The 14016-nt window shown below is 30.0% G+C and carries 12 protein-coding genes and 1 other annotated feature (1 of these 13 running past the window's edge); of the genes, 1 reads left to right on the plus strand and 11 read right to left on the minus strand.

All coding sequences use genetic code 11. The features are described from left to right. Positions 1–9: 9 nt before the first annotated feature. The 9 genes from ACQZHJ_RS17005 to ACQZHJ_RS17045 all read right to left on the minus strand — a co-directional run bounded on the left by ACQZHJ_RS17005 (position 10) and on the right by ACQZHJ_RS17045 (position 8962). Positions 10–849 (minus strand): hypothetical protein, encoded by an 840-nt coding sequence (locus ACQZHJ_RS17005; protein WP_430486661.1) that lies wholly within the window; start codon positions 847–849, stop codon positions 10–12. Continuing rightward, positions 839–1609, minus strand: a complete 771-nt coding sequence (locus ACQZHJ_RS17010) for a prolipoprotein diacylglyceryl transferase (RefSeq protein WP_430486662.1) — start codon at positions 1607–1609, stop codon at positions 839–841. Before ACQZHJ_RS17010 ends, ACQZHJ_RS17005 begins: the two co-directional genes overlap by 11 nt. A gap of 100 nt (positions 1610–1709) precedes the next feature. Then, on the minus strand, positions 1710–2291 hold the full coding sequence (locus tag ACQZHJ_RS17015) for a hypothetical protein (protein ID WP_430486663.1): 582 nt from the start codon (positions 2289–2291) through the stop codon (positions 1710–1712). A 139-nt stretch (positions 2292–2430) separates the two neighbouring features. Next, positions 2431–3738 (minus strand): hypothetical protein, encoded by a 1308-nt coding sequence (locus ACQZHJ_RS17020; RefSeq protein ID WP_430486664.1) that lies wholly within the window; start codon positions 3736–3738, stop codon positions 2431–2433. Between the two features lie 98 nt (positions 3739–3836). Further along, the gene (gene rsmA, locus ACQZHJ_RS17025; protein WP_430486665.1) at positions 3837–4694 is read right to left on the minus strand and encodes a 16S rRNA (adenine(1518)-N(6)/adenine(1519)-N(6))-dimethyltransferase RsmA; all 858 of its coding nucleotides are present in this window, start codon (positions 4692–4694) and stop codon (positions 3837–3839) included. Positions 4695–4705: 11 nt separating this feature from the next. After that, positions 4706–5254, minus strand: a complete 549-nt coding sequence (gene rnmV, locus ACQZHJ_RS17030) for a ribonuclease M5 (RefSeq protein WP_430486666.1) — start codon at positions 5252–5254, stop codon at positions 4706–4708. Positions 5255–5408: 154 nt separating this feature from the next. Further along, a complete protein-coding gene (locus tag ACQZHJ_RS17035; RefSeq protein WP_430486667.1) occupies positions 5409–6431 on the minus strand; it encodes a ubiquitin-like domain-containing protein in 1023 nt (340 codons plus the stop codon). Between the two features lie 239 nt (positions 6432–6670). Next, on the minus strand, positions 6671–7444 hold the full coding sequence (locus ACQZHJ_RS17040; protein ID WP_430486668.1) for a TatD family hydrolase: 774 nt from the start codon (positions 7442–7444) through the stop codon (positions 6671–6673). 18 nt (positions 7445–7462) lie between these two features. Then, positions 7463–8962, minus strand: a complete 1500-nt coding sequence (locus ACQZHJ_RS17045) for a DUF445 family protein (protein WP_430486669.1) — start codon at positions 8960–8962, stop codon at positions 7463–7465. A gap of 102 nt (positions 8963–9064) precedes the next feature. Here ACQZHJ_RS17045 and ACQZHJ_RS17050 point away from each other — a divergent pair, with 102 nt between their 5' ends. Next, entirely contained in the window at positions 9065–9745 is a 681-nt protein-coding gene (locus tag ACQZHJ_RS17050; RefSeq protein ID WP_430486670.1) for a Crp/Fnr family transcriptional regulator, read from the plus strand. Between the two features lie 261 nt (positions 9746–10006). Here ACQZHJ_RS17050 and metG (ACQZHJ_RS17055) read toward each other — a convergent pair whose 3' ends face one another. Both metG (ACQZHJ_RS17055) and metG (ACQZHJ_RS17060) read right to left on the minus strand, forming a co-directional pair. Further along, complete coding sequence (gene metG, locus ACQZHJ_RS17055) at positions 10007–11551, minus strand: methionine--tRNA ligase (protein ID WP_430486671.1); 1545 nt, start codon at positions 11549–11551, stop codon at positions 10007–10009. A 207-nt stretch (positions 11552–11758) separates the two neighbouring features. Further along, positions 11759–13696 carry a methionine--tRNA ligase gene (metG, locus tag ACQZHJ_RS17060; protein WP_430486672.1) on the minus strand — a complete coding sequence of 646 codons (1938 nt, stop codon included), beginning with the start codon at positions 13694–13696 and terminating at the stop codon, positions 11759–11761. 75 nt (positions 13697–13771) lie between these two features. Further along, positions 13772–14016 (minus strand) — a binding site (T-box leader); it runs 12 nt beyond the window's last position.

The following is a 14016-nucleotide window of genomic DNA, read 5'->3' on the forward strand; positions in this document are numbered from 1 at the left end:
TCCATTCGTTTAACTATCCCATTCCTTTTGAACATCCTTCCAGCTGTCGTAAACTTTAATGTCCCAAGAGTTTTTGTACTCCCCATCTACATAGAATTTCTTTTCTGAATGAGTTACTTTATTCTCTATAGTTATAACAGTTCTAAACATAGTAGAAGTATAACCATAATTTCTTACAGTAATTATTATATCAAAATCATCCCTATTATGGTTCATTATTGAAGCATTTGGTATTATTTCTTTCATTTGTTTCTGGAAATCTTCAATATCTGTTGATAACATGTATCTTGTACAATCCCTATCACCAAGTATATCGATACCAACTTTTAAATTATCCTTATTTAAATCATCTTTATCTTGTTCTAAAACTTTTAATATTGAATCATAGTATATTTTATCAAACTCTCTAGGTTTTCTTATTACCTGCATGTTCTGCATTAAATAGTTATCAAGTCTTTTTGATATTCTATAGAAATGATTATCATCATAGAAATTACCTTCTCCACTATTCTTAACTCCAGTTACATAATAAAAAGTTTTTACTTCATCACCAACATGGATTTCAAATATATAGTCTGGAGGTAAATCTGTTTTCTTATTAACTACCTCTGCATCTGATAACATTTTGTATATATTGTCTATTACCATTTTTTCTTTAACTAAGAATCTAAATCCAGGGTCTCTCGTACTTTGAATAACAATTTTATCTGCTTTATTTTCTTTTATATACTCAAAATCAGTATTCTTATTTCCCCAAATCTTATTCTTAATATCTTGAGCAAAACATCCAACAATGGCTAAACCTAAAATTACAATCAATGTTACTAAAATCAATTTTTTATTTTTCACTTGTTTCTTTTCTCCCTTTTATTTTATTTATATTATATAGTAAAATACCTCCTATTAATATAAATATTGATATAAATTGAGATGTTGATAACATTCCAACATTACCTCTAGGATCATTACGTAAAAATTCAACAAAGAATCTTCCTATGCTGTATAAAATCATATACATGCTAAGAGTTTTTCCTTTTCCTTTGTTTTTATTACCATACCATAGTAAAAATAATGCTAATGCAAAATCAAAAACTGATGAGAAAATTTGTGTTGGATATAATGGTACACCAGCTGGTGCTAATGACCCTTCTGGAAAAACTATACCTATAGCACTTGTAGTCTCTGCTCCATAACAGCATCCTGCAAGAAAGCATCCTATTCTACCAAAACCTTGTGCCAAAGCTACGCCTGGTATAATTAGGTCTCCAATTTCTAATACACTCCATTTGTTTTTAAGGCAATATAAAGCTATAGCTAAAGCGCCTCCAAGTATTGCTCCATAAATAACAAATCCATTTCCAAAATCTCTAAATATAATACTAGGGTCTTCAATTACCATCTTCCATTCCGTAATTATATAAAGTATCTTTCCCCCAAGTATTCCAGAGATTACAGTTAATATTGTTGCATTAAATAGCTTATCTTCATTATAACCCCTTTTGGTAGCTCTGTTCATAAATAATAGTACGGCACAAATTATGCCTATTCCTATCATAAATCCATAGCTATAAATCTTCAAGCCAAAAATCTCCCCTAAAACAATCCTCATAAACTCCTCCATATTTATTTGTAAATTTAAAAGAGAAGCATGCTTTATGCTTCTCTTTTAAAATTAATTATAATACTTATACAAAATCAAATCAAATTTTCTAATCATTGTCAATTAAGCTATCAACTATAGTTTTATAAATAATAGAATAATCCTCTTTCTCTCTTTCTTCACTAGCATTAAATAAAACCTTTGCTACTTTATCTTCACCTATTTGCTTGTAGTAAACTGTGTTTATATACGTAAGTCCCTTATCATTTTTTTCTTTAAAGACTACCTTTTTCACTACTTCTCCATCTATATTTTCATCCACAACTTTATATTCACTTATTTTATCTTGAACTATTTTTTCTTTATCCTTATTAATTATATTTGCTAACTCTTCATCTACATTTAATATTTGAACATATCCCCAAATACCCATACTATCACTTGTAAAATTGTTATCATAAATAATATAATTTCCTGGATACTTTTTCTCCTCAACATCCCAACTATCAGGCAGTTTGTAAGTTAATATTCCATCTAAAGCTGTATAAGTATTTAGCCCTTCAATATTATTGTTTATTAAAGCAACTTTTTCTAAGTTACTATTAAACATATTTTCTCCTGTAACCAATATTAACATAAGAAGAATTAATATTAAGGTTATTCCAAATTGCTTTTTATTCAATAGTTCCACCTCTCTTCCCTCATTAAGTTAAAGTCTATATTAAAATATATTCATCTCCTTTACAAAAATTACCCTATTATATAAATTGCATAAATAAAAAACTGTTTATATAGATTAAGGTCTATATAAACAGTTTTCTAAAGTCACTCTATTTCATAGGAATAACTACAGATGAATTTTCGAAGTCATAGAACATTATCCAATAGCCATTTCCTTCATCTCCATGTTTATCCCAAGTAACAAACCCTGTTCTTCCTCCATAAGGTTGATCTTTTCTCCCCTTAGTTCCCGGAATAGCATATAGCATGTATTTTATTTCTCCATTCTTATCACACTTTATTCCAAAGAAGAAGTGGCCTGATTTGTTAATATAAGGATAATAATTTATCATAGGATAATACATCATTGCATACTTATTATAATTAGACATATTACACATATCATCAAAGCTATCTATATTAACTTTGTACCACGCACATCTCTTAATATCTTCAGCAAATCCGCATACCTTCTCACATCCTTCTAAGGCTCCAACTAAAACTTCACCTATAGGACTATCAAAATCAACTTCATAAGTATCTTCCATCATTTTCTTCTTAGATCTCAACTTATTCTCTTCTATACTCTTCTCATACCTATTGAATCTGCTTTCTAATTCATATGAATCACCAACGTAAGTATCTGAAGTTCTCTCAAGGCTTTCTATTGCCTTTAAATCTCTCTTAACTTCCTCTTTATTTTCATGACTATCTTTCTCTCTCATATAATAATCATGGTCATCTCTATCATAATGCTTACTTTCTACCTCACACTCTATTTTTTCCTTCTTAGGAACTTCTTTTTCTATTTCCTCTTTATCAACCTTTTCATCTGAATACTTATCATCATAATATTTACTTTCATTATAATCTTTTTTCTTTTCTGATTTTTTTTCTTCTTTATTTTTCTTATCTACCTTTTTATCCTCTTCATCCTTTTTATATTTGTACTCTTTAACAGTCTTATCGCTCTTTTCACCTGCATTAATCTTCTTCATCTCATAATTTTTCCAATTGTCCTTAGGCATTTGACTATTTAAAAATCCACACATAAAGAATACTGTTCTACCATTAATCTCTTTTCCAATTGCAGCTCCTACTATTTTGTCATAAGATATGTTTAAATCACCTATGTTGATAGAATCGTATTCTATATTCATTTCAGCTTTTCCATGTTGACTTATGTTCATTGGACCAAGATTTATATTCTTTTTAAAGTCTTTTTTATTGCATATAAGAATCATGCAACAGTCTTTATATTCCTTTTTTAAATTTTGAGCATAAAAAGAAACCCTACACTTATCATTTTTAGTTTCTATTTTGGCATATCCAGTTAACGGCTTATCTGAAGCCATAGAATGTCCTTTTTCATCTTCTTGTAAAATTATAAAACTTCTATATGATTTATTATGTGCCAATTCTCTGGTCCCTCCAATATAATTTTATTCTCTACAGTATATGAAAGAATAAAAAAAAAGAGAATAAAAATTTAAAAATTCTTATTCTCTCAACATTTCTACTTATTCATATATTTGTCTATTGCATCTGAAAGAGCTCCAAACTCAGCCAAACTTAAAGTTTCTCCTCTTCTCTTTGGATCTATTCCTGCCTCTTCATATGCCTTTGCCATAAGCTCTTTATCAAGCTTTACATTCTTAGTTGCATTCCATAAAGTTTTTCTTCTCATATTAAATGAATGTCTAACAATCTCAAAGAATAACTTTTCATTATTAACCTTAACGCTTGGCTCTTCTAATTTTTCTAGTCTTATAACTATAGAATCAACCTTTGGTCTTGGTATAAAGCATGATGGTGGTACTTTTCTAACTATTTCAGTATTGCAGTAATATTGAACTAGTATTGATAATGCACCATAATCTTTGCAGTTTGGCTCTGCATTCATTCTCTCAGCTACTTCTTTTTGAATCATTATAGTTAATGATTTGAAGTTATATCCACCCTTTAATAGATTTACTATTATAGGAGTTGTTACGTAGTATGGTAAGTTAGCAACTAGCTTAACGCTTTTTTCATCTCCTATGATTTCATTGAAATCAACTTTTAAAGCATCATTATGTATTAGTTGGAAATTTTGATTATCTCCAAGTTCTGCTGTTAATATTGGAATTAATGAACTATCTAACTCTATAGCAACAACCCTCTTAGCTCTTTTAAGTAATTGCACAGTAAGTGTTCCAACCCCTGGTCCAATTTCTATTACTAAGTCTTCTCCATTAACATCCGCACCATTAACTATATCTCTTGGTACAGAATCATCAATTAAGAAGTTTTGTCCTAAACTTTTTGAAAATCTAAAATTATACTTTTGTACAAGCTCCTTTGTTTTAATATCTTTTATCTCGTTTATATCCATTCACTACTCTCCTATATCATCTTTTCTATCTTTTCTATAGCATTAACAAATTCTTCTTTTGTTATGCCATAGTTGTTTAATCTTGAAAGAACTTGGTTTGCATTACCATAACCAATTCTTAATTCTTTTCCAAGTAACTCTCTTCTAACTTTAGCCTTTGGATCAGCTGATAATCCAAAGTATATCAAATCCTGTATTGTGAACTCTTCTCTTTTTTCTTCTAGAGTTATTTTTGCACTTTCTAAAGCTCTTATTATGGCCTCTGGGCAAGCATTTTCAACACCTATATTTCCGTCCTTAGCTCTTGTTCCCTCAGCTCTTCCTATGTAAGCATGCTTAACACCTTCAACTCTTTTTGAAATTATAGCTCTTATCTTCTCTCCAGCAAAGTCAGGATCAGTAAGTACTATAACCCCCTTTCTTTTTTGAGCCTCTTTTATTCTCTCTATAACTTTTGCATTTATTCCGAATCCACCAACAGCTATCATCTCAGCATCAACTGCTTTCTTAACTGCTGTTATGTCATCTCTACCTTCAACTACGATAACTTCTTTAATCAAGGTTAAAACTCCCTTTCTTATTATATGTACTATATTTAATTTACCTATATCTTATTTAACTGTCAACAAACTGCTTAAATTCTTACTGTTTTACTCTCAAAAAGAAATAGAGGGCTCTAAAAGATTTTTCTCTTTTAGAGTCCCTCTTTAAATATTACCATTCACCAGGGTACGCTATAACATACAGATTAACGTTTCTTCTTCCCCAGCTACGACATTCAGATTTTGAGTTTAAGAATAAATCTATAATATTACTCTTAATAGCTCCACCAGTGTCTTCAGCTACTGCATAACCATATCCTTCTACGTAAACCTTAGTTCCTAATGGTATTACGTTAGGGTCAACTGCTATTGTGCTTAACCCATTTGGATCTCTTCTTGGTACTGTACCAGTTGCAGTGATTGTATCTCCTGCATAGGCTGTAGCTTCAACCACCATTTTCTTTTTGTAATTTATATTATCGCTTCCTCTTGATAGAACTAATTCTTCCTTAGTTCCCTTTGCTACAATTTGGTTAACAGGTTCTGTAACAACCTTAGACTCAACTACTTCTCTAGCTACTTCTTTTCCATCTTCCATAACTAATTTAATAGTTATTTCTTTTTCTCCATTAGTACCTTCTTGTGTAGTCTTTTCAACACCTTTCTTTAATGTGTCGTCTTCTTTAACCACAGTTTCAAATTCAATTGGTTCCTTTTCAACTATTGTTTTCTCTTCAACTCTTGTAATTTTAATCTTTAAATCCTTAGATAGTTCTGTATCAACTGAAGGTTCTATTTTATCTAACTCATTTAGAGTTACTCCTTCTTTAGCCAGCATATCCTTTACTGAATCCTCTGCAGAATCTATCTTCATTTCTTTTCCATCAACCATCACTTCCACTGGAACTGCTTTTTTGATGCTTATAACATCATTATCAGAAACTTCGCTTGTTAAGCTAGGTTCTATTTTATCCTTATCTGATAAATAAATTTCTTCTTGATCTAAAACTGCTTGTACATTACCTTTAAATGTGGCAACCTCAATTTTATTTCCGTCTAAATCTATAATTATATTCTTATGTGCTGTTGCACCAATGATTGCGAAGCATACTAAAACTACGCTAAATACACCTAATATAATTTTGCTGTTTTTCGAGGCAACCTTCTCTTTCAATGCCTTAAATAAATTTTTCATGTAACTTCCCCCTTTTAGGCAAGAGTCATTTCGACATTATATATTACCTTTTCAAGTATGTCAAATTTTCTGACTCTAGTTTTTTATACTTTTAGTTGTAAATTATAATAAATAATCGACCTCTGCTTATACAGGGATTGGACAAAAAAATGGTTGATTTATGTGTAAAAAAGTACACTATAGTATATTAGTGTACTTTATTTATTATGACTATTATTTATCCTTTGTTACGTGACTTTCTATTTGATTTTAAATAAGCTATTTTTATTGTTTAAAAGAATCTCATTCATTTCTTCCCCTGAAATCCCTCTAATCTCACTCATCTTGTCTATTATATATTCTATATAATCTGACTTATTCCTTTTTCCTCTTAGAGGAACTGGAGCCATAAATGGACAATCAGTTTCAACAAGCATTCTATCTGATGGTATCTCTTTGCAAACCTCAACTAGTTTCTTTGCATTTTTAAATGTTAAAACACCAGTAAATCCAATGTAATATCCTAGTTTTATGCACTCTTTAGCAAACTCAACTGAACCTGAGAAACAATGTACAACACCAGTTACATTAGGGAACTCCTTCATGATTTCTAAAGTATCTCCATGAGCATCTCTATCATGAATTATTACTGGTAAATTTAGTTCTTCAGCAAGCTTCATTTGTGCTCTAAAGACTTCTTTTTGTACTTCCCTTGGTGGATTTTCTTCCCAATAGTAATCTAAGCCTATTTCACCTATTGCTTTAACTTTTTCTTCTTTAACATAATCTTTTATTTCTTTTATTACTTCATTATTAAACTCATCTGCATTTTCTGGATGTATTCCAACTGCTGCATAAAATATATCAAAATCTCTTGAAAGTTCTACTGATTTTCTCAATCCATAAAGGTCAGAACCACAGTTTAAAACTCCAACAACTCCATTTTCTTTTAGTTCTTTTATTACTGCTTCCCTATCTTCATCAAAATCCTTTGAATCGTAGTGTGCATGCGTATCAAATATTCTATATTTCATAATTTTCTCCTTTGAACTTTACATATACATTGTAGATAAAAGTGGTGAAAGTATTCCTAAAACTCCACCTAGTAAGGCCCCAAGCCAAGTTATGGCTTTAAGTTCTTTGTTTGCTATACCTAAGATTATTTCCTCTGCATAATCAACTTCAAAAGCATTAATCTGCTCCTCAACTATTGAAGAAATATCTACAATTTCAAGTACTTTAGATGACTTATTATCTACAAAATCATTATACAGATTATCTAAAACACCAGTAATATTATCTTCTAGTTTTTGTCTATTATAACATATATCTTTTAAGGTATTTTGTAAAAATTTATCAAATACCTTTTCAATTACTTCATTTATTTGATAAATTAATCTTGAGTCGTTAACAAACCTTGAAATCGTTAAATCTATGTTCATTATTAAGGTACTTTCATACTCTCCAAAGAGCTTTTTAAGAATTTCATCATAACTATTAAACTCAGAAAATTTAACATTTATTTTATCAATTAATATATTAGTATTTTCTTCTCCAAATACTTTACTAGAAATTCTTCCACCTAATGATTCTGATATAACTTGAAGCTTCTCTTCTCCAATATTATTAGTAATATCACTGACCTTTTTCTTCATGCTTTCGTTAACAAATACTAATGCCGCATCACATAAATATTCTTTATTTTCATCTTTTTCTAAAGCATTATCAATTAAAGAAACAACTTTGCCATAAATAACATCTCCATTTAAAAACATTGATACTATTGAAGGTATGTTTTCATTAATTGCAGCCTTAATTTTATAAGAAACTTCCTCATCCCTAACAAGTCTTCTTATTATTTCTGCAAGAGTATCCTTTTGAGATTTTATATACTCTTCTATACAAGGCTTAAGTTTTTCTGGGATAATTTCACCAACACTTCTCTCATCAACTTCTAGAGACTTTAATTCCTTTAAAATAACTTTTTCTATCGCTTTACTTGTTTTTTCTTCAGATAAAGCTTCTTTTATTATTTCTTTAAATCTCTCGCTATTTATGAACTCAGTTATCTTCTCTGGCTTTTTATTTAATTGCTCTTTTATTACTTCAACAATTTGAAATTTAACTTTGTTCTTAAAATTCTCATCTTGAATTGAAGTTAATATAGCATTGCTTATACTACTAATTGTATCTTCTTTAACTGAATAATAGCCTTCTCCTAAAAGCTTTTTTAAACTAGCCTCTATTGTTGAATCACTTTCAATTATAGATCTTATTTTTTCCTTTGCAATTGCATCAAATTTTGTTTTTACTCTATCATTTTTTAGAGCTTTACTTAAGCTATCTGAATTTAATAAATGAGTTCCTACAGTTTCACCAACTTTATTTGCTATTCTACTTTTTTCTTTTGGTATTAGCCCTGGTGTAAAAGGAACCTTCATTCCAAATATGTATTTAGCTTCTCTTGGTCTAAATAACATTTTTATAGCTAACCAGTTTGTTATGTAACCTATTATGGCTCCAATTAAAGCTCCTATAAGATAAATCTTCACTTTTTTTCCACTCCTATCTATTAAGTTTTGCTTAAAATAGTGTAAACTATTATATATTCATAATAATATAATACTACTTATTTTAAAAAGGTGGGTGATAAAATGAACTTTAAAGAATTAACTGCTTTAAAAGAATGTAGATTATTTTCTAATTTTACTAATGAAGATTTAAACTTATTGCTTACTTCTAGTTTTACTTCAGTAAAATCATATTCAAAAGAAGATTTATTATTTTCAGAAGGTGAGTATTGTAATTTTTTAAGCGTAATAATAGATGGAGTTATAGAAATTCAAAAGTTAGATCCTAGTGGAAATCTATTGGTTGTTGCAACTTTAAAGCGAGGAAATGTTTTTGGAGAAAACCTTCTGTTTGGCGATAGAAATTCTTATCCTATGTCAGTTGTCTCTAAAGAAGAAAGTACCGTTTTACATATAAATAAAGATTACATATATAAACTTTGTTCAACTAATGAAAGTTTTTTAAGAGAATTACTTAGAATACTTTCAAACAAAGCATTAAATCTTAGTTCTAAACTTAAACAAGTTACAATGAAGTCTATAAGGGAAATGATTTGCCATTATCTTCTACAAAAATATAACAAAGAAAAATCTTTAACTATAAAGCTTGATTTTTCAAGAAAAGACTGGGCAGATAAGCTTGGTATCCAAAGACCATCTTTATCTAGAGAACTTATGAAAATGAGAGATGCTGGCTTAATAGAATTTTCAAGAGATACTATTACTATTAAAGATATTGCTGCTTTAAAAAGAAACTTATTTTAAATAAAATGTTAATATTTTTGTACACTTTTTGACACATAAATGCCACATAAGGAGATTAATATAATAATTGTAACGTAGCTAAAACACTAATTTAATTTTACCCCTTAAATAGCCCTTGAACGGTTTGTCCCCCTTACGCAAATGTCAAGGGCTATTAAGTTTAATCAATTTAAAATTTCTATATAATAATTCCTAACCTTAAACCTTAAGATGTAAATTAAGCCTTGTTTCTAACGATTAGAAGCAAGGCTTAATTTAATTTTATATCTTTTTATTTTTTAATCTATTAAATTCATCTATTGCTAGCTTCCTATCTAGCTTATCGAATAGAAATTCCACATTCTTAACTTTTATATTCTTTTCTTCATCAAAACACCACTTAGTCTCTTTCAACTCCAAAAATCTCCTTATCTTATCACAAGTAAAAGGTATTATTGGATTCATTAAGTCAGAAACTGCTATAACAATTTGAGAACATATATAAATAATTTCCTTACATTTTTCTGAATTGCTATTTATTAATACCCAAGGCTTATTCCTGTCGAAAAGGTCATTCCCTTGTTTTATAAGAGAAAAAACTTCACTTATTCCACTTCTAAATTCTCCATTTTCAAACTTATTTCCAATAGAAGCATAAGCTCTTCTAATTAAGTTTTTCCATTGAAGAGGCAATGCATATCCAGTAATATTGCCATTAAAATGCTTCTTTATAAATACTAATATTCTATTTATAAAGTTTCCAAACTCCCCCAAAAGCTCATTATTATTAGCATTTATAAAATCTCTCCATGTAAAGTCTGAATTCTTAATTTCAGCCCCTCTACTTATCAAATAATATCTAATGGAATCTATATTATATCTCTCAATAATATAAGGAACCCAAATTGCCCAATTTCTATTAGTTGAAAATGTCTTTCCTTCTAATGTTAAATACTGAGAGGAAACTATTCTTATATTACATTTATCTATTCCAATACCAGCCAACATCGCAGGAAACATCGTTGTATGGAAAGGTATATTCTCTTTACCATGAACTAAGTAAACTCTACTATTTTCCTCATTCCAATAGCTATATAAGTCTTCATTTCTTTCCTCTATAAATTTCTTGGATGATGTTACATATGCTAAAAGAGCATCTATCCAAACATAGACTCGCTTATCATTAAATCCTTCTATAGGAACTTCAATTCCCCAATCTATTTCTCTAGTTAAAATCTTATCTCTTAATCCACCCTCTAAGTATCTTTCAGTTATTTTAAGAGCATTATCTCTCCATCCCTGTTCCTCATCAACAATCTTTTGAATATGATTTTGAAAGTATGATAACTTGAAAAATAGGTTGTTTGATTTCTTAACTTCAACCTTAGTTCCACACTCTTTACATAGACCATCCCTAACCCCAAATTCATCTAAGTTATCAGAACATTTTGAGCAGTAAAACTCCTCAGTTTCCTTTTCATAAATAAATTCTTTGTCGTAAAGCTCTTTTATAATATTTTGAACTGATTTTTCATGATACTCAGTATCCGTTCTAGTAAAAATATCAAAAGAAAATCCAAGCTTATTAAAACATCTAACAAATTCTCTATGATATTTATTTATAACCTCTTCTGGAGACTTATCAAGCTCCTTAGCCTTATTTAAAATTGGTGCACCATGACAATCTGAACCTGAAATAAAAACTACTTCATCACCCTTCGCTCTATGGTATCTTGCTAAAATATCACCTGCCATCCAAGAGGATACTCTACCTATATGTAAAGATCCATTGGCATAAGGCCACGCATTACCTATAACAACTTTCAACTCACTAGCCCCCTTAAAATCCTTCTATCCATAGCATATGCTATAAAAAAACTCCCATATTCCAAAACTTAATTATGTTTGAATATAAGAGTCTTTTTATAACATATGTTATAAACTTAAAAATTTATTTAAGTAAATCTATAAGCATGTTGCTAATATATAAAATACTCTCAACATACTTTATAGATTCACTATAAAACTTTAAAATTATCTTACTTGACTTCCAGTTAACATTTCACCCGGGTTAACTAATACTAGTTCTGAATCATCAGCTGGTGCTGCTGCAAGTATCATACCTTGTGATAATTCTCCTCTTAATTTAACTGGCTTTAAGTTAGCTACTAATACTACATACTTTCCAACTAACTCTTCTGGTTTGTAGTGCATAGCTATTCCTGAAATAACCTGTCTTTCTTCTCCACCCAAATCAACTTTAAGTTTTAATAACTTCTTAGCTTTTTTAACTGGCTCACACTCTAAAACTTTAACTACTCTTAAATCAATCTTGTCAAAGTCATCTATAGTTATTTCTTCTTTTATTGGGTTCTTAACTAACTCTTCGTTAGCTGGCTTAACTGGAGCTGGTTTTAAAGCTTCTAGTTCAGCTAATTTTTCCTCAACATCTATTCTTGGGAACATAGCATCACCTTTAACAACTTTATCTCCAGCAACAGTTCCGTTGAACTCTTTTAAACTTTCCCAAGTTGTAACTTTAGTGTTTAATTGAGCATTCATTTTTGCACTTGTTTCTGTTAAGAATGGTGAAATCATAACTGAAACAAATCTTAATGTCTCAAGTAAGTTATATAAAACTGTACCTAATCTTGCTTTTTTCTCTTCATCCTTAGCAAGTATCCATGGAGTTGTTTCATCTATATATTTGTTAGCTCTGCTTATTAAAGTCCAAATACTCTCTAAAGCTTCTGGGATTTTTAAAGCGTCTATGCTAGCTTCTACTTTTCCTGGAGTAGCTAAAGCTAAGTTTATTAACTCATCATCTATAGCTTCTTTACAAGTTGGTGCTTGAATAACTCCATCGAAGTATTTCTCAACCATAGCTACTGATCTTGATAAAAGGTTACCTAAATCGTTAGCTAAGTCTGTATTTACTTTCTTTATGAATATTTCATTGTTGAATAATCCATCTGAACCAAATGGTATCTCTCTTAATAAATAGTATCTTACAGCATCTGCTCCAAACATATTAACTAAAACTACTGGATCAACAACGTTACCTTTTGATTTTGACATTTTTCCTCCATCAACAAGTAACCATCCATGGCCAAATACTTGCTTAGGTAATTCTAAACCTAAAGCCATTAACATTATTGGCCAGTAAATTGTGTGGAATCTTAAAATGTCTTTTCCTATTAAGTGAACATCAGCTGGCCAGAACTTTTTGTATAATTCTTGGTTCTCTTGACCATATCCTAAAGCAGTGATGTAGTTTGATAATGCATCTATCCAAACATAGATAACATGCTTCTCATCAAAGCTTACAGGAATTCCCCAAGTGAAGCTTGTTCTTGAAACACAAAGATCTTGTAGACCTGGTCTTAAGAAGTTATTTAACATTTCATTCTTTCTTGATTCTGGTTGAATGAAATCTGGATGCTCTTCTATATATTGAATTAATCTATCAGCATATTTGCTCATCTTGAAGAAGTAAGCTTCTTCCTTAGCTTTCTCTACTGGTCTTCCACAATCAGGACAGTTTCCATTCACTAATTGAGTTTCTGTCCAGAATGACTCACATGGAGTACAATATAAACCTTCGTATGAATCTTTATAGATATCTCCTTGGTCATATAATTTCTTAAAAATCTCTTGAACAGCTTTTACATGATAATCATCAGTTGTTCTTATGAATTTATCATAGCTTATGTTCATCATTCCCCAAAGGTCTTTTATTCCAGCAACTATTTCATCTACGTGCTCTTTTGGAGTAATACCTTTTTCATTAGCTATTCTCTCTATTTTTTGACCATGCTCGTCTGTTCCTGTTAAGAACATTACCTCATGTCCTGTAAGTCTTTTGAATCTAGCTATAGCATCAGCTGCTACAGTAGTATAAGTATTACCTATATGTAGGTTAGTTGATGGGTAATAAATAGGTGTTGTGATGTAATATGGTTTTTTACACATTCTTTTCTTCCTCCTCTTTCTATTACTACTATTGTTTCCAATATTTTAAATATAAAAAGCCCCTATGGGAATTCCCATAGAGGCGTTAATTTACGCGATACCACTCTATTTCACATTTATGTCTCCATAAATATCTCAGTAAGTAACTCCTAAGCAAAAACTTATTTTATTACTCTGCAATATAACGGTTGCTACCGTACTTCTCTAAGATTAAATTCCTCAAAAAGTCTGCTCCAAGTCCATCTTCATAAAGTTTTCCGTCTCTGGCTTTCACCTAACCCAGCTCTCTTTTACACAGTCTACTTCATTACTCTTCTCTT

Origin of the sequence: Clostridium sp. B9, from assembly GCF_050509515.1 — a bacterium.
In the GTDB taxonomy this organism is placed as follows: Bacteria; Bacillota; Clostridia; order Clostridiales; family Clostridiaceae; genus Sarcina.